Annotated in this window: 14 protein-coding genes; 5 read left to right on the forward strand and 9 right to left on the reverse strand. The window is 57.4% G+C overall.

Annotated features, from left to right (window positions below):
* Nucleotides 1–19 precede the first annotated feature (19 nt).
* Nucleotides 20–1,243, reverse strand: a complete 1,224-nt coding sequence (locus tag D9N13_RS01845; RefSeq protein ID WP_290585156.1) for an acetyl-CoA carboxylase biotin carboxylase subunit family protein — start codon at nt 1,241–1,243, stop codon at nt 20–22.
* Between the two features lie 198 nt (nt 1,244–1,441).
* Here D9N13_RS01845 and D9N13_RS01850 point away from each other — a divergent pair, with 198 nt between their 5' ends.
* Nucleotides 1,442–2,680, forward strand: a complete 1,239-nt coding sequence (locus tag D9N13_RS01850; RefSeq protein WP_290585158.1) for a permease — start codon at nt 1,442–1,444, stop codon at nt 2,678–2,680.
* Nucleotides 2,681–2,704: 24 nt separating this feature from the next.
* Here the strand turns inward: D9N13_RS01850 and D9N13_RS01855 are convergent, their stop codons facing one another.
* The 3 genes from D9N13_RS01855 to D9N13_RS01865 all read right to left on the reverse strand — a co-directional run bounded on the left by D9N13_RS01855 (nt 2,705) and on the right by D9N13_RS01865 (nt 5,618).
* On the reverse strand, nt 2,705–3,553 hold the full coding sequence (locus D9N13_RS01855; protein ID WP_290585160.1) for a lysophospholipid acyltransferase family protein: 849 nt from the start codon (nt 3,551–3,553) through the stop codon (nt 2,705–2,707).
* A 46-nt stretch (nt 3,554–3,599) separates the two neighbouring features.
* A complete protein-coding gene (locus tag D9N13_RS01860; RefSeq protein WP_290585162.1) occupies nt 3,600–4,391 on the reverse strand; it encodes a Crp/Fnr family transcriptional regulator in 792 nt (263 codons plus the stop codon).
* Nucleotides 4,392–4,637: 246 nt separating this feature from the next.
* The gene (locus D9N13_RS01865) at nt 4,638–5,618 is read right to left on the reverse strand and encodes an adenosine kinase (RefSeq protein WP_290585165.1); all 981 of its coding nucleotides are present in this window, start codon (nt 5,616–5,618) and stop codon (nt 4,638–4,640) included.
* A 222-nt stretch (nt 5,619–5,840) separates the two neighbouring features.
* Here D9N13_RS01865 and mrcB point away from each other — a divergent pair, with 222 nt between their 5' ends.
* Nucleotides 5,841–8,144, forward strand: a complete 2,304-nt coding sequence (gene mrcB, locus D9N13_RS01870) for a penicillin-binding protein 1B (RefSeq protein WP_411268124.1) — start codon at nt 5,841–5,843, stop codon at nt 8,142–8,144.
* A 1-nt stretch (nt 8,145) separates the two neighbouring features.
* Complete coding sequence (locus D9N13_RS01875; protein WP_290585168.1) at nt 8,146–8,607, forward strand: tetratricopeptide repeat protein; 462 nt, start codon at nt 8,146–8,148, stop codon at nt 8,605–8,607.
* Between the two features lie 20 nt (nt 8,608–8,627).
* Here the strand turns inward: D9N13_RS01875 and D9N13_RS01880 are convergent, their stop codons facing one another.
* Complete coding sequence (locus D9N13_RS01880) at nt 8,628–10,520, reverse strand: DEAD/DEAH box helicase (RefSeq protein WP_290585170.1); 1,893 nt, start codon at nt 10,518–10,520, stop codon at nt 8,628–8,630.
* A 155-nt stretch (nt 10,521–10,675) separates the two neighbouring features.
* Between D9N13_RS01880 and D9N13_RS01885 the strand changes: the two genes are divergently transcribed.
* Both D9N13_RS01885 and D9N13_RS01890 read left to right on the forward strand, forming a co-directional pair.
* Complete coding sequence (locus D9N13_RS01885) at nt 10,676–11,218, forward strand: DUF2878 domain-containing protein (protein ID WP_290585172.1); 543 nt, start codon at nt 10,676–10,678, stop codon at nt 11,216–11,218.
* Nucleotides 11,219–11,232: 14 nt separating this feature from the next.
* The gene (locus tag D9N13_RS01890; RefSeq protein ID WP_290585174.1) at nt 11,233–13,083 is read left to right on the forward strand and encodes a protein kinase domain-containing protein; all 1,851 of its coding nucleotides are present in this window, start codon (nt 11,233–11,235) and stop codon (nt 13,081–13,083) included.
* Here D9N13_RS01890 and D9N13_RS01895 read toward each other — a convergent pair.
* The 4 genes from D9N13_RS01895 to napA form a co-directional block, all read right to left on the reverse strand.
* Nucleotides 13,080–13,562 (reverse strand): hypothetical protein, encoded by a 483-nt coding sequence (locus tag D9N13_RS01895; RefSeq protein WP_290585176.1) that lies wholly within the window; start codon nt 13,560–13,562, stop codon nt 13,080–13,082. The two genes, D9N13_RS01890 and D9N13_RS01895, sit on opposite strands and share 4 nt — an antisense overlap.
* A 113-nt stretch (nt 13,563–13,675) precedes the next feature.
* Nucleotides 13,676–14,263: a cytochrome c3 family protein gene (locus tag D9N13_RS01900; RefSeq protein WP_290585178.1), complete on the reverse strand. Its 588-nt coding sequence runs from the start codon at nt 14,261–14,263 to the stop codon at nt 13,676–13,678.
* Between the two features lie 12 nt (nt 14,264–14,275).
* Nucleotides 14,276–14,722, reverse strand: coding sequence for a nitrate reductase cytochrome c-type subunit (locus D9N13_RS01905; protein ID WP_290585180.1), 447 nt, complete (start codon nt 14,720–14,722; stop codon nt 14,276–14,278).
* Nucleotides 14,723–14,736: 14 nt separating this feature from the next.
* Entirely contained in the window at nt 14,737–17,232 is a 2,496-nt protein-coding gene (napA, locus tag D9N13_RS01910; RefSeq protein ID WP_290585182.1) for a nitrate reductase catalytic subunit NapA, read from the reverse strand.
* Nucleotide 17,233 lies beyond the last annotated feature (1 nt).

Consider the following 17,233-nt stretch of genomic DNA (forward strand, 5'->3'; position numbering starts at 1 on the left):
TTGAGCAGACTTTAGTGCTTTATACATAAAAATCCAGTTCCTGCTGACGCTTTAACAGTGTGAACATCTCGTCGGCGTCTGCGCCCCTAAAGTACACCAGCCCCCAATGGGTGCCAAATGCGGTACGCTTGGTGACAGTTTCTTCCATCGGCGGTGTCAGCTCATGGGATTCGAAGTAAGGATGATCCTCGGTCTCTTCGGGAATTTCCAGCCTGCTGACAACCCGGCGCCGAGGGTAGACACCAAAGCAACCGGCGTAACCGTCGGCATCTTCCACTTCTTTGGGGAAGAACTCAGTGATTTCCTGCTCTGTGGTTTTGGGGTCGAAGGCCAGGATCATGCCCTGATAGGCGTTGAACCCGTAAACCCGCTCCAGTAGCTCAAACACCTTGAAGCCCGGTGGTCGGTACGCCACTTCGCCAAAATACATTTCACCGTCGCTGGTCAGGAAGTACTCGGGGTGGATCACCCCAAACTCGATATCAAATACCTTGATCAGTTTCTCGATCTGTTGGGTGATGGCGGCACGATGCTTTTCCAGCTCCGGGGAGGCGGGTACAAACACGGAGTATCCCAGTGACACATACTCGGATATGTTCAGAAAGCGGATTTTACCGTCATGAATCCAGGCTTCCACGGCGAACTCCCAGCCATCCAGGTGGGATTCAATGAGGGCAGGAAATTCTTCGTCGGGAATCGTGTCCACGTCATCGGGGGTACGAATCACCCGGTGACCCAGGCACCCTGCCTTGTCGAAGGCCTTGAAATGAATAGGATCGTTAGGGTCGCCATCCAGCTTGAGCAGGGTCTGGTTTACCCGGCGCAAAAAGCGGATAACGTCATCCCGGTCGTGGGCTTCTTCGAAAATCCCCACCCGGATACCACCCAACTGCGCACGTCGTTTCATCAATGACTTGTCGCGCATGAGCATGGATTGGCCCAGCAGTCGCGGATTGTTCAGCAATACCGAATTGATGGCACCGGCCCATTCCACGGTTTCCTCAAACAGGGGTATGGCCACGTCCACCCCCAGCTCCTGCAGTTTTTGCGCGATTTCCATGGAGCGCTCATTGATCCGCTCAAAGTTCCACGGCATGTAAGGGATATCGTGCTGACCACAGTAGTCTTTGGCCCAATCCGGGGCGACGACAATGTAGCGTCGATCAAAATCAGCGGCGGCTTCCACCGCGTTAAGACTCCAGCCGAGTAGAGCAACATAGCCTTTCTCTGAATTCGTATTCATAATTTCCTCGCTGGTGATAAAAGCTACGCACCGCGGTACTCCATACCACGATCGCAGTGGGGACGTGAGATGGCCACTCATTGGCCAGATACCCCCTCACCCTAACGTGATAGGCCCCAACATTCAATTTTCAGCGTTTTGCGTTCAGTTTCCAATGCATGTTAGTTTGATCATGAGCTTCGCAATGGGGAGGCAGTTTTGGAATATCCGTATCCGGCGTGGTTTGAACTTTGGCATGAAGCGGCCATCACCAGCGTGGGTTTCTTCTGGATGGCGTTATGGGCGTTTATTCTCGGCTACCTGATCAGCAGTCTGGTGCAGGTATTCATTACCCGTGAGCGAATGCAAAAAGCCATGGGCAAAGCAGGGCCCCGCAGTATGCTGCTGGGCACGTTTTTCGGTTTTATCTCCAGTTCCTGCAGCTTCTCGGCGTTGTCAACCACGCGTGCCATTTTCAATAAAGGTGCAGGCCTGGCACCGGCAATGGCCTTTATGCTGGCTTCCACCAATCTGGTGATCGAGCTGGGTATGGTCATTGCGGTGTTCCTTGGCTGGCAGTTTGTGGTGGGGGAGTATGTTGGCGGCATTATCCTGATCCTGATTACCTGGTTTTTGATACGGGTGACCCGGCCGCGACGGTTGGTGGCACAGGCTCGCAAGCGGCAGAGTGATGCTGATGAGTCAGAGGCCGATGACGATGCCGGCCTGAGCTGGCAGGAAAAATTCTTGCGTTACCAGAGTTGGCAGAAAATCGGCCAGACCTATGTCATGGAATGGCAGATGGTGTGGCGGGATGTACTGATCGGCTTTACGGTGGCGGGCATTATTTCGGCCATGGTGCCGGATGCATTTTTTCAGGCATTGTTTGTGGGTTCATCCGGTGACGACATGGCCAACCCGGGATTCCTTGCGGTGCTGGCACAAACTCTGGTTGGGCCGTTGGCGGCGTTTTTCACGTTCATCGGTTCCATGGGCAACATTCCCCTGGCGGCGGTTCTGTTTGGGCAGGGGGTGACCTTTGCCGGAGTAATGGCCTTTATTTTTTCCGATCTGGTGGTGTTGCCGGTGTTGCGAATTAATGCCCGGTACTATGGTTGGAAAATGGCGCTGTACCTGCTTGCGCTGATGTGGGTGGCCATCGTGATCGCCGCACTGGTGATGCATTATGCGCTTGCTTATTGGGGCATGCTGCCGGATTACACGGCAGTGACCGCCCCTGCTGATCGTGAATACTTCAAGCTGAACTATCAGTTGGTGCTGAATGTGGTTTTACTTGCGATCAACGGTGTGTTGATCTGGTTGTGGTATTCCGCCCGTCACGGGCATCACCACCATCATCATGACAACGCTGCGTCGCTCACCGACCGGGTTTTGTCCGTGTTGGTGGTGGTTGCGTTGGTATGGTTGTCCGGTGGATTACTGGTGGCGTTGTTGTGACCCCCTGCTCCCGTGGAGGGTCAGTCAGCGCTTGGTCAACAGCCTGCGCAGTACCCCCATATCCTTATCGCGCTTGCGCACTTCCTGCAGTTTGCTGAGCTGGGCTTCAATGGCCAGCATGGCCTGGTAGCGCAGTTGCCACTGCATTTCCTTGTTGTCTTCCTGGCCGCGATAGGCGCTGGTGTCAATGGGTTTGCCGATGGCAAAATAGAACTTTTCCGGGCGTGGAACCAGCGTCGGGCCAACGCCCTTGCAGAGGGGCATAATCAGCTCGCCATCACGCAGGGTCTTGTTGCGATCGTGCTTCAGTAGCCACCGCCCCAGTGGGTTTTGCATAACATCATAGGCATCCCAGACGATATCCAGCGCATCGTCGGCACCCAATGCCGCCACCGGGATGATCGGGTATTGGTATTTCATTGCCATGTAGGCAAATCCGGTGCGGGTTTTCCAGGTGAGCTTACCTTCCTCACCTTTGCGCTTGGCCACTTCACGGCCGCCCCCGGGGTACACCAGAACGTGTTCGCCCTGTTGCATCAGGCGGGCACAGTTGTCACGGGTGCCGGGGACAGAGCCACCTCGTTTCAGCAGCTTGCCCCAAAGCGGAATTTTAAAATGGAAATGGTCACCCAGGGCACGCAGCAATATGCCTTTTTCTTCATACAGTTTCTCGTACAGCAGGGGGCCGTCGAGCATACCGTAAAGAGTATGGTTGCAGACGTACAAGGCGGGTTTCAGGGGATCAACGTTTTCCAGCCCCTGGAACTGGGGCTGGAAGTAAAATCGCGCCAAGCGGTTGACGGCTTTTATCTGCTGCAACGGCGGCGGGGTGAAGCGGGAAGCCCGCTCCAAAGATTTGACTTCAGCGTTCATGTCGATCTGTTTCCCTTACTTGTGCAACCGGCAGCGCTGCCGGTTGCTATGCGTTGTGGTTGGATGTGATTTGCTGGTTCAGCGCCACGATCTGTCGCGCCATGTTCTCCATCAGGCTCAGGCAAATGCGCGGATGGGTTTTGATCATGGTTTCAAATTGGTGGCGGGGCACCACCATCACCAGGCAGCGGCAATCCGCAATCACGCTGGCGGTGCGGGGGCTGTTGGTGAGTAGGGACATGGCACCGAAGATTTCGTCCTCCAGCACTTCCCCCACCTTGATACCCTTCACGAATACTTCGGCGTGGCCTTCCACGATGGAATACACCGAATCGGATTCGGTGCCTTCCTCAATAATGGTTTCCCCTTCTGCGTAGGTCTGGAACCCCAATGAAGCTTTGTCGGTCGGGGTATCCAGCGAGGCGATCACCGCCGAGTGGCGGCTGCACTCGGCCAGCAGGTAGTCGCCCCACTGGCGGGCTTTCCCGGTGTTTTCCATGGCAGCCTGCCACAGGGCCTCGCGATCGTAGGGGCGCAGCACCACCGGAGATTCGGCGTAATATTTGGGGTGGGGCATGCCTTCCACCCGCTCCAGGCCGATGATGTCGCCTTCGTCGTAATGGAACAGGGTTTTGCCTTCCTGTTCATGACCCACCGCCCCCTGTTCAATGACGAAGGCGCGGTTTTGGTTGGCATCCCCGGCAAACAAATCATCGAAGGTTTCATAGGACAGGCTGTCCCCCAAGGAGGGGATGCCTTCCAGCGCCAGGGAAAGTAATGCTTTGCAATGATTGTCCGTCTTTTCAAATAACTCAGTGAAGTTGGACTCTAGAAACATGTAGGTGCCCGCTAATCTCAACAGGTTGAATCAGTAACCTTGGGTCAGGTTACGCCCGATAGTTGATTATGATGACAATTACCGTGGCGTACCCTCGACTGTTTCTTACTTTGGGTACAGTGTAGCGTGCTGCGCAAAAGCACAACCGGGGGAAGCACAGAAAGCGCCGCTGCAATGTGCTACCTGATTTAAGTGTAGTCAAAGATGGACAGCGGCGATAAATTTCCGTGAATTAACGCTAACTGCTTATCCCAGCAGGGATTTATGTTGCTCGGGCTTAAGCCTAGGGCCGAACTGGGTGACCAGCTCCGCGGCTGCTTTGGTGGCCAGCAAACCCGCCTGCTCGTAACAGTAGCCATGGGTGAGGCCATACAGGAAAGCACCGGCAAACATGTCGCCGGCGCCGTTGGTGTCCACTGCCTGCACCGGGGTGGCGGGAACCTGAATGGTGGTGCTGCCATCAAACAGCAGGGCGCCGTCTTTGCCCAGGGTGATGGCGTAGCTTTTGGCGATGCTTTTGAGGGCTTCCGCCGCCGTTTCAATGTTGTCGGTTTCTGCCCAGGTCAGGGCTTCTTCGCGGTTACAGAACAGCAGGTCCACGCCACCGCCCAGCATTTCCCCCAGTCCGTCCTTGAAAAAGCGCACCATATTGGGGTCAGAAAAGGTGAGGGCGGTTTTGACGTTGCTCTGCTCGGCGATTTCGCGGGCCTTGATGGCGGCTGCCCGGCCGCTGTTGGAAGTAACCAGATAGCCTTCCAGATACACGTAGTCGGAGGCGCTGATGGCGTCAGTATGCAGTTCGGCTTCGGAAACGGTTTCGGAAATGCCCAGATTGGTGTGCATGGTGCGCTCGGCATCCGGTGTGATCATGACGATGCATTTGCCACTGATGCCGTCTTCGCGCTGCTGGTGCAGGTTGGTGTCGACACCGGCGGCCACCAGGTCCTGCACATAGAAATCACCGGCGGGGTCGCTGGCCACTTTGCAGGAATAGAAGGCTTTGCCACCGAAATGGCTCACGGCAATGATGGTATTGGCTGCGGAGCCGCCGCTGGCCATCTTGCCGGTGTGGCCTGCCAGCGCGTCGTACAGTGCCTGCTGCTGATCCGTATCCACCAGGGTCATGACACCCTTGTCGATGTTCATTCTGGTCAGAAACTCATCATCTATGGCGAATTCCATGTCCACCAGGGCATTGCCGATGGCGTAGACGTTGTATTTATTCATGAGATTGGCTACCTGTTAACTGGGGCTTGCGGTTGGTAGGGCGTATACTACCGGCCTTTTCGTTAAAAATCAGGTCGGTAAGGCCGCAGAGTCCAGTCCAGAGGTAAAAGACAGGTGCCAGCCAAGCGCAGTAAGCCCCAGTCCAGCAACGGCAACAACAAGCAGAAACCCGGTCCAGCCCGCAAGCCCCGTAAGCGGGGGGCCGCCACCAGCAAAAAACCGGTGGCAAAAAAACGCAGTCAATCCGGCCGCAAACCGAGCAAAAGCGGGGTCCGCTGGTGGCCCCTGCTGTGGAAGCTGGGGTTGGTGGGGCTGATGCTGTCGGTGATAGGGGTGATCTATCTGGATGCGGTCATCACCAATCATTTTGAAGGTAAGCGCTGGTCTATTCCCGCCAAGGTCTATGGGCGCCCGCTGGAGCTGTATGACGGCATGCCCCTCACGGAGGCGCAACTGGCCTTTGAACTGAGCCTGCTGAACTACCGCCACGTCTATGACACCCCCGGCCCCGGCAGCTTTTCCACCAACCAGCGTGAATACACCATAGTGACCCGTGGATTCGATTTCTGGGAAGGCGCAGAGCCCTCCCGGGAAGTGCGCATTAATCTGCGCGGGGGGCGGGTCAGTGGCATGGATGTGTCCAATCAAAGCGGCAGCATCGTGCGCCTGGAGCCGCCGCTGATCGGGGGAATATATCCGGCTCACAATGAAGACCGGGTGCTGGTCAAACTGGATCAGGTGCCCAAACAATTGTTGCAGGCGCTGCTGGCAGTGGAGGACCGTGACTTTTTCGAGCACTTCGGCCTTTCCATCAAGGGGATTGCCCGCGCCCTGGTGGCCAACCTGGCTTCCGGCGAGGTGCGCCAGGGGGGCAGCACCCTGACTCAGCAACTGGTGAAGAACTTCTATCTCTCCAGTGAGCGTTCCCTGAGCCGTAAGGGCATCGAAGCCATCATGGCGGTGCTGTTGGATTTCCATTACGACAAAACGGAGATTCTGGAAGCCTATCTGAACGAGGTTTACCTGGGGCAGGCCGGCAAGCGCGCCATCCATGGTGTGGGGTTGGGCAGCCTGTTCTATTTCGGCGTGCCGTTACGGGAGTTGAGTACGGAGCAGATGGCCTTGCTGGTGGGGGTGATCAAGGGCCCGAGCTGGTATGATCCGCGGCGTAATCCGCAGCGGGCATTGGAGCGTCGTAATCAGGTGTTGCAGATCATGCTGCAGCAGGGGGTGCTGGATCAGCGCAGCTACGATCAAGTGGTTCAGCAACCCCTGGGTGTGATTAAAAAGCCCCTCTACGAAGATGCCCGCTACCCTGCCTTTCTGGATCTGATGAAACGGCAGTTGCGCAAGGACTACCGGGATGAAGACCTGCGCAGTGAAGGCCTGCGTATCTTCACCACACTGGACCCCTGGGCCCAGGAGAGTCTGGAGCAGGCGGCTCAGCAACAGATCCAGAACCTGGAAAACGGTTACGGAAAAAACCTGCAGGGTCTGGAGGTGGCGGGTCTGTTCACCTCCAGCAATACCGGCGAAGTGGCGGCGGTGATTGGCGGACAGGCCGTGCGTTATGAAGGTTTCAACCGGGCCCTGGACGCCTATCGGCCCATTGGTTCACTGGCCAAGCCGGCGGTGTATCTGGCGGCACTGGAGCAGGGTTATCATTTGGGCAACCTGTTGCAGGATGAGCCCTTGGAGCATGTGTTGCCCAACGGTACGTTGTGGTCGCCGCGGAACTTCGAAAAAGAAAGTCATGGCCAGGTACCCATGGTGGTGGCGCTGGCCCATTCCTATAACCAGGCCACCGCCAGGTTGGCATTGGATGTCGGTATTGACCGGGTGGTGGATGTGATGGAGCGTTTGGGCCTGCAGGATAAGGTGCTGCCCCGGGTACCGGCGCTGTCGCTGGGGGCGGTGAGTCTGTCGCCCTTTGAGGTGACACAAATGTATCAGACCATCGCCACGGAAGGATTTGCTACGCCGTTACGCACCATCCGTTCGGTGTTGACCGCGCAAGGGCAGCCTCTGCAGCGTTACGAGCTGGAAGTGGAACAGCGTTTTACCAGTGCCGATATTTATGTGCTGACCCATGCCATGCAGGAGACCGTCCGTTCCGGTACCGGTAAATCCGCGACCCGCTGGCTGTCACCGGATTTGCATCTGGCCGGTAAAACCGGCACCAGTGACGATCAGCGTGACAGTTGGTTCGCCGGATTCAGTGGCAATTATCTGGGTGTGGTATGGATGGGGATTGATGATAACCAACCTACGCCGCTTACCGGTGCCACCGGCGCCTTGCCGGTGTGGGCCAATACCATGGCGGCCTTGCCGCAGATCCCATTGCAGGCAGCGCAGCCGGAAAATATTGACTGGGTGTGGATCGATCCCCAGCAACAGGCACGGACCGCGGCCCATTGTGATAACGCCTTGTATTTGCCGCTGCGTAAGGATACCGTGCCTGCAGAACAGGTCTCCTGTGGTGCCGGGGGGCGGGTGTTAAACTGGTTCAAGAAATGGATACGGTAGAATGTACATGAAACCAATTGCGTTGCTTTTTCTGCTATTGGGTTTGGCTGCCTGCGCGGTGCGAACCGTGCCCACCGACATCAGTGATGAAGCGCTGATTGAGAGTGAATCGAGCCTGCTGACCGGTGTGGCGGCGGCGGACAATCTGTTGCAGCAGGGCGAGCGTGCCCGGCAACAGGGAGACTATGGGGCGGCCGTTAATCATCTGGAGCGGGGTGTGCGCATGGCGCCCCGTTCCCCCTCTTTGTATCTGGCGTTAGCCAAAACGCGCCTGGCCATGGGGCAATACCGCAGTGCCACGCAAATGGCGCAGCGTGCGGTCTCCCTGCTGCCGGCCCAGCCCCGTGGTGCCGAACAGACCGCCAAGGCGGAAGCCTGGATTGTGATTGCCCAGGCACGGGAAAAACAGGGGGACCGGGAAGGGGCAGCGCACGCCCGGGCCAACGCCCAGGCGGTCTGGTAATCCCCGCCGTGACAACAGGCCTAGCGTTTGGGTTTGCCGCCTTTGAACTTACCGCCTTCTGACTTCTTGAAGCTGCTCTTTTTTGCCGGCGGCTTGTCGCCAAAGCGGCTTTTAGCGCCGGGCTTTTTCTTATCGGCGAATTTTTTCTTGCCCTTGAATTCGCCTTTTTTGAATTCCCCTTTGCCAGCATCGCGCTTCGGCCGTCCACTGCCGGCTGCTGCCTGCTCCGGTGCTTCTTTACCGTAGCGGGTAATCCGAATGGGGGCACCGCGCACCCGGATTTTTTTCATCTGATTGAACAGCTCTTTGGGCATCCCGGAAGGCAGGTCTATGGTGGAGAACTCGTTGCGCAGGATGATGTCGCCGATGTAGTTGCTCTCGATACCGGCCTCGTTGGCAATGGCACCGACGATATCACGGGGCGTCACGCCGCCACGGCGGCCCACTTCGATTCGAAAACGCTCCATTTCCACATCGGGGAAGTCCTGTAACGGATTGGGCGCGGTTGCAATGGGCGCTTCATCATTGCGCAGTTCCCCACGGCGGGGTTTGCCATCGCTGTCACTGCGCTCGCGGGCCTGCTTGATCTCTTCTTTGGGTTCCAGCGGGTGCTCTGCGTGCAACATATTGATGAGCACGCCGGCCAACAGTTCCGGTTCGATCTCCAGATCGTGGCAGCATTGTTCCACCACCGATTGAATCAGCGCGGAAGGGGCCTTGGCAGCCTGTTCGGCAACCTGCTGTTTAAAGCGCTCTACCCGCTGTTGCAATACCACATCATTGTTGGGGATGTGGGCCCGTTCAATTTTCTGTTTGGTGTGGCGTTCGATGAGTTTCAGCAGGCGGTTTTCCCGGTGCGTGACAAACAATACCGTTTCGCCGCTGCGACCGGCGCGGCCGGTACGGCCAATTCGGTGCACATAGGATTCACTGTCGTGAGGAATATCATAGTTCACCACATGACTGAAACGGTCCACATCCAGGCCGCGGGCCGCCACATCCGTTGCCACCAGAATATCGAAGCGGCTTTTTTTCAGGCCGTTGATGGTTTTCTCCCGCTGGCTCTGGCTGATGGCACCGTGAATGGCCTCTGCCCGGTAGCCCCAGGCGTTTACCTTCTCGGCCACCTCATTGGCGTTCTCACGGGTGCGCACGAATACGATGACCGCATCAAAGTTTCGGGTCTCCAGGTAGCGGCGCAGGGCTTCGGGTTTCTGACGGCCGTCCACCAGCCAGTAACTCTGATCAATGCGTTCCACCGTGGCGGTTTTGGCCTGGATGTGAACGTGCTGGGGCTCGGTCAGGTATTTGTCGGCAATGCGCTTGATGGGAGCCGGCATGGTGGCGGAGAACAACGCCGTTTGTTGCTCACCGGAGCAGTGGCTGAGAATATCTTCCACATCATCGATGAACCCCATACGCAACATTTCGTCGGCTTCATCCAGCACCAGGGTTTTCACTTCACTGATGTCCAGGGTGCCACGGCGCAGATGATCCAGCAGCCGGCCGGGTGTACCCACCACCACTTGTACTCCCTGCTTTAACAACTTCAGTTGCGGGCGGAAATCCTGGCCACCGTATATGGGAGCGATACGAAAGCCCTTGCGGTAACGGGCGTAGCGCTGAAACGCTTCCGCCACCTGAATGGCCAGCTCCCGGGTGGGGGTGAGAATCAGCGCCTGGGGCTTGTGCAGCGCGTCATCCAGTTGTGCCAGCACCGGCAACGCGAAGGCAGCGGTTTTACCGGTTCCGGTCTGGGCTTGTCCGATGAGGTCGGCTCCGCTCATGAACACAGGAATGCTGGCAGCCTGAATGGGGGAAGGCGATTCGTAACCCAACTCGCTCAGGGTTTTAAGGACGAAGTCGGGCATGCCCAGCGTTTCAAAGCTGGTGGTGGGTTCGGTGTCGGACATGGGGTGTAGCCTATAAGGTGGGGCGAATTTCAAAGAGGCGCGATTATACGCACTTTAATCAAGGAACTGAAACGAATTCTGGACGATATTGCCCCTGACTGCCGGCAGATGGTAGGAATAGTAGTCTAAACAACCACTTCAGGCTCACTCCGACCATGCAAAAAGCCGCCAACTTTATTTTGTATTACCTAGCCTGGTTTGCCTGTGTGCTCAGCCTGCAGGCGCAGCAGCGCTGGTGGTGGTCAGCCCTGGCGGTGGCGGGGGTGGTGAGCTGGCATCTGTGGCAGTCCCGGCAGCGCCGGCGGGATGGGGTCACGTTGCTGCTGGCAACGTTGCTGGGGCCCCTGGTGGACGTAGTATTACTGGCCAGTGGCCTTCTGGTGCTGCCCGCCAGTGCCGGTCAGGTACACCCGGTTGTTCCGCCATTGGCGATGTGGCTGTTGTGGCCGGCCTTTGCCACCACCTTTTATTCCTCGTTGTCCTGGCTGGTGGCTCGGCCACTGTGGTTGTCCGGCTGCGCTTTCTGCGGGGGGCCGCTGGCGTACCTGGCGGCGCAGGCCATGGTGGAGGGTATTGTGTTGGCACCGGATCTAACCACCGCATTGCTCTCAATCGGGGTGATCTGGGCATTGGCCTTGCCGTTGCTGGTGGCCTTGTGCCGGGCCGGTACATGTTTAACAATACGGGCTCATTCCTGATCAGGTGAGCGGCATTGAATCAACCCCAGCATCGGCTTGCATTGCCCGGCGGAACCACCATCCACTGGTATGTAATTGAATCTGTTTTGGGTAAAGGTGGTTTCGGGATCACCTATCTGGCCCGGGATAAAAACCTCGATAAAGCGGTTGCCATCAAAGAATTTCTGCCCACCGAATTCGCCACCCGCGACGCTGATCTCACGGTGCATCCTGATTCGGCGGACAACCAGGGGCTGTTTCGCTGGGGGCTGACCCGCTTCATTGATGAGGCCCGGGTGCTGTCGCGGTTTGAGCATCCTAACATCGTGCGGGTACACACGGTCTTTGAGGAAAACAACACCGGCTACATGGTCATGGCCTATGAAGAAGGCCGTAGCTTGAAAGCCGTTCTCAGTAGCGAGCACACCTTCGATGAGGCCCGCTTGCTGGGAGTATTGCTGCCGATTCTCGATGGCCTTCGGCAGGTGCACGAGAAACAATTTATTCATCGCGATATCAAACCCGATAATATTTATATCCGGCAGGATGACAGCCCCGTGTTGCTGGATTTCGGTTCTGCGCGCCAGGCCATTGAAGGCGAAAGCCGCACCATGACCACCATGGTGTCGCCGGGGTACGCGCCCTTTGAGCAGTATCATGCCAAAGGCGAGGAACAGGGCCCCTGGACCGACATATACAGTCTGGGAGCCACCGCGTTTCGCGCCATCAGCGGTGTTAATCCCATTGATGCGGTCACCCGCAGCCGGGCCCTGCTGGATGGCAAACCGGATCCGCAGCCGGTTCTGCAGCCCGCCCACTTTCCGCAGTATTCCCCGGCGCTGCTGGCGGCGGTGAATCACGCCTTGTGTTTTCGCCCCAGCGAGCGCCCGCAGACTCTGCAGCAGTGGATAGATGAGCTTAGCGGGCGGGCGGGTGCGGCGGATGCCACCGTGGTGGTTTCCCCGACGGCACACTCCGCCACGCCGGCGCCACCCTCCGCCCTGCCGTCTGCTTCCAGTGCGCCCCGTTCCCGGGGTGTGGTGTTGGCCACGGCGGCGTTGCTGGGGGCTGTGATCATGGCGGGGGCCGGTTACACCTTCATGGGGAGCGGTGGTGATGGGCCGGCGTTAATGGCGTCGACACCCACCGAGTCGGCAGAGCAACAACCACCGGCACAACAGCCATTGGTACAACAACAGCTTAAACAGCAGCAAGAGCAGGAAAGACAGCGCCAGGAGCAGGAGCGGCTGGCTCAAGCGGAGCGCGAACAGCAGGCGCGAGAGCAAGCAGAAGCCCTGGCCAGAGAGCAGGAACAGCAGCGTATTGCCGAACAAAAAAAACAGCAGGAAGCCGCCCGGCGTAAGGCAGCGGAGCAGGCCAGGCTGGCGGCAGAGAAGCAAGCCTTGGCACAGCGGATCGTGCAATCGCAGGCCGAATTTAAACAGCGGCAGGCCAGTAAAATGGACGTTTACGGTTTCAGCGAATATCCCCTTGCCAAGCCGTTGCAATCGCAGGTCGCGCTGGTGGTTGCGGCGTCACCCAAACAGTGGATGGGAGCGGGCGTGCAGATCGAACGGGGTAAAACCTATCGCATTGAAGCCAGCGGGCAGTGGAGCATGGGTAAGTTTTGTAAGGCCACCGACCCAACCGGGGCGGGGATGTACACCTTGGGCTGTTGGGATGCCGGGGGGCAAACAGTGGCCGGCTACCCCCATGGTGCCCTGATCGGCAAAATCGGCAAGCAGGCCTTGCCGTTTTACGTTGGTCCCGGCTTTCGATTCACCGCACCCGAGGATGGCCCGTTGTACTTTATGGCAAACGATGCCGCGGCCTACTTTGCCGATAACAGCGGTTCCTTGAACGTCACGGTGAGCCGTGAGGATTAACGGCCGGCCTTGCGCAGATCCTTGACCAGTCGGTTGAAGGCGTCCGGATCGTCCAGTTGTTGCGGGATCATCTGATAGCGGACTTCCCCCATGGCTCCGGCCACGGTTACATCCAGAATACGGTCCCCGGTCAGCATGGCTTTAAGCGGGCCCTGCAATGGCAGATCCTGGCCGGTGTACATTCCTTGCCCTTCTTCCTTGAACTGCTTGATCACCACCATGCCGGGTTTGATTTTGAAAACCAGCAGGTGGTTCCAACCTTCGATGGCGTAGATGCGCCCGCGATCGATGCGCACTACCTTATCCAGGCTGGAGATGGACCAAAGCCCGTCAACGGGGGACAGCTTGCCCGGTTTAACATCAACAATTGACGGCAGAAAGGCGCCCACTTCCGGTATCTGCATGGTTTGGGCGTGCGCCGGATTGGCTGACAGCAGTATCAGGCCCAGGGAAAAGGTGGTGAGAATGCGCTTAAGCATGGAGGTTGCCCCAAAACAAAAAATGATCAGAGCGTTAAAAACTAACCAGATGGGGACGGGAATTCAAGGGAAAAGGGCTGGCAGTAAAAAGCTGCCAGCCCGGGTGTGCAATATTACCAGCCTTCCACGCCGGCCATGTCCGGCAGCTCGTGTGCGATGCCTTTATGGCAGTCGATGCAGGTTTTCTCGCCGCTGGCCAGGGCCGTGGAGTGTTGGTTCACCGCCCGTTGCCCCTGTTTGGTGAAATCCATGTACTCAAAGTTATGACAGTTGCGGCATTCCAGTGAGTCGTTGGCTTTCAGCCGTTTCCATTCGTGTTCCGCCAGTTCCCGGCGCTTGCTTTCGAATTTTTCACGGGTATTGATAGTGCCGAATATTTTGCCCCAGACTTCTTTTGAAGCCTGCATTTTACGGGCAATTTTATCGGTCCATTCATGGGGTACGTGGCAATCCGGGCAGGTGGCACGTACTCCGGAGCGGTTGTTGAAATGAATGGTGCCGCGCAGTTCCTGGTAGACGTTGTTTTTCATTTCATGGCATGAGATGCAGAACTCTTCCGTATTGGTAAGCTCCAGGCCGGTGTTGAAACCGCCCCAGAACATGATGCCGGCGATAAAGCCACCCACGGTGAGAAACGCCAGGCTGAAGTGCTTGCTGGGTTTCCACAGGATGCGCCAGTAGTGTTTTATCCAATTGATCATGTCAGGCTCCTGTTACTTGCTGCTTTCCTGCAAGATCTTGTCGATATCTTTGAATTGGTTTTCCACTAATGGGCGGGCATCGGTCTGCTCTACATGGCACTGGTTGCAGAAATAGCGCCGCGGGGAAACATCGGCCAGAAAGTTTCCATCCCGATCCATGTAATGGGTCACGCTGATCATGGGTGCCTGCGCTTCTTCGGCACGCTTGCGGGCATGACAGGACAAACATTTGTTCACCTTCAGGTCCACCTGGTAGCCCTGGATGTTGTGGGGGATCACCGGCGGTTGCATGGGATAGTTGCGGTGCCGTTTGACGTCGTCTTTCATCGGTTTGGCAATGGCGGGTGGTTCGCCTTCTTTGTCCAGCGCAGCGTTGCCGCGCAAGGTGGCAACGTTTTCCTGCGCCAGTACAGACAGGGAGCAGAGGGCGATGATGGCTAGTGTGATAACTCGTTTCATGTGTCTGGTCCCCTTTACGCTTTAACAACTTTGACAGCGCACTTTTTAAAGTCCGTCTGTTTGGAGATGGGATCGGTTGCATCCAGTGTCACCTTGTTGATGAGCTGACTGGCATCAAACCAGGGCACAAACACCAGCCCCTGGGGCGGCTTGTTGCGGCCCCGGGTTTCCACCCGGCTGCGCATTTCGCCGCGACGGGATACTACTTTTACTTCGTCGCCACGGCGTAATCCCTTTGCCTGAGCATCATCAGGATGCATAAAGACCTTGGCATCCGGGAACGCTTTATACAGCTCCGGTACCCGTTGTGTCATGGAGCCGGAGTGCCAGTGTTCCAGTACGCGGCCGGTACACAACCACATATCGTATTCGTCATCGGGGGATTCCGCCGGTGGCTCATAGGGCAGGGCGAAAATAACGGCCCTGCCATCGGGTTTGCCGTAGAATTCAAACCCTTTGCCGGCTTTCACGTACGGGTCTGAACCCTCGCGGAAACGCCATTTGGTCTCCTTGCCATTGACCACCGGCCAGCGCAGCCCCCGTACCTCGTGATAGACATCGAACTCCGCCAGATCGTGGCCATGGCCGCGGCCGAACGCGGCATACTCTTCGAACAGCCCTTTCTGCAGGTAGAAACCAAAGTGACTGGACTCGTGGTTGCTGTGACCTTCCTTGATGTCCGACAGCGGGAACTTGTTGACCCGGCCGTTGGCGAACAACACATCAAACAGGGTTTTGCCTTTGTACTTCGGATTCTTATCCAGCATTGCCTGCGGCCAGACTTCGTCGGTGGTAAAGCGCTTGGAGAATTCCACCACCTGCCACAGATCGGATTTGGCCTCGCCCGGTGCCTGGATCATTTCGTGCCAGAACTGGGTGCGGCGTTCGGCGTTTCCGTAGGCACCTTCTTTTTCCACCCACATGGCGGTGGGCAGAATCAGGTCCGCAGCCTGGGCGGTAACCGTGGGATAGGCATCCGAGACGATGATGAAGTTGTCCGGGTTGCGATAGGCCGGATAGGTTTCCTCATTCATGTTGGCGGCGGCCTGCAGGTTGTTGTTCACCTGTATCCAGTACACGTTCATCTTGCCGTCTTTCAGAGCACGGCTCTGGGCCACCGCATGCAGGCCGGGTTTGGGTGGAATCAGGTCAGCGGGCAGCTGCCATTCCTTTTCGGCGATTTTGCGGTGTTCCGGATTGGCCACCACCATGTCTGCCGGCAAGCGGTGGCTGAAGGTGCCAACCTCGCGTGCTGTGCCGCAAGCACTGGGTTGGCCGGTGAGGGAGAACGGGCTGTTGCCGGGGGTGGAAATTTTTCCGGTCAGCAAATGAATGTTGTAGATCAGGTTGTTTACCCACACACCGCGGGTGTGTTGGTTGACACCCATGGTCCAGAATGACACCACTTTGGTCTTGGGATTGGCGTACAGTTCGGCCAGATCCGTCAGTTGTTTCTCCGACAGGCCGCACAGCTTGCTGACTTTTTTCGCGGTGTAGTCCGCCACAAAAGCCTTGTACTCCTCAAAGGTCATGGGGTCTGAGGCACCGGCCTTGTCTGCGTTTTTGGCCTTCGCCTGCAGCGGATGTTCCGGCCGCAGGCCGTAGCCGATGTCCGTCATGCCGCGGCGAAAATTGGTGTGCTTGTTGACGAAATCCTGATTGACCTGGTTGTTCTGAATGATGTAGTTGGCGATGAAGTTCAGAATGGCCAGGTCGGTATGGGGTGTGAAAATACCCTGCATGTCCGCCAGATCAAAGCAGCGATGCTCATAGGTGGACAGCACGGCCACTTTGACGTGGGGTGCGCTCAGGCGTCGATCCGTGACCCGGGTCCACAGGATGGGGTGCATCTCTGCCATGTTGGAGCCCCACAGTACGAAGGCATCGGTTGCCTCGATGTCGTCGTAGCAGCCCATGGGCTCATCGATGCCGAAAGTCCGCATAAAACCGCCCACGGCGGAGGCCATGCAGTGACGGGCATTGGGGTCGATGTTGTTGGAGCGGAAGCCGGCTTTCATCAGTTTCACCGCGGCGTAACCTTCCCACACCGTCCACTGGCCGGAACCGAACATGCCGATGCTTTCCGGCCCTTTGGCGTTCAGTGCCGCTTTGTATTTTTCTTCCATGATGTCGAAGGCCTGTTCCCAGCTGACCGGCGTGAAGTCACCGTCCTTGTGGAATTTGCCGTTCTTCATGCGCAGCAGGGGTTGGGTTAGCCGGTCCTTGCCGTACATGATCTTGGAAAGAAAATAACCCTTCACACAGCTCAGGCCCCGGTTGACCTCGCAGGTAATGTCACCGTGGGTTGCCACCACTTTGCCGTTCTTGGTGGCGACGTTGACGCTGCATCCGGTGCCGCAGAAACGGCAGGGGGCCTTGTTCCAGTTAAGGCCGGTGATGGAACTGTCAGCCACCAGGTTGGTGGCCTCTGTGCTGGTGCTGATGCCGGCGGCGACCGCGGCGGTGGCTGCGGCCTGCATTTTCAAAAAGGTACGACGGTCGGTAGCCATG

The organism is Ketobacter sp. GenoA1, from assembly GCF_003671475.1.
GTDB lineage: Bacteria > Pseudomonadota > Gammaproteobacteria > Pseudomonadales > Ketobacteraceae > Ketobacter.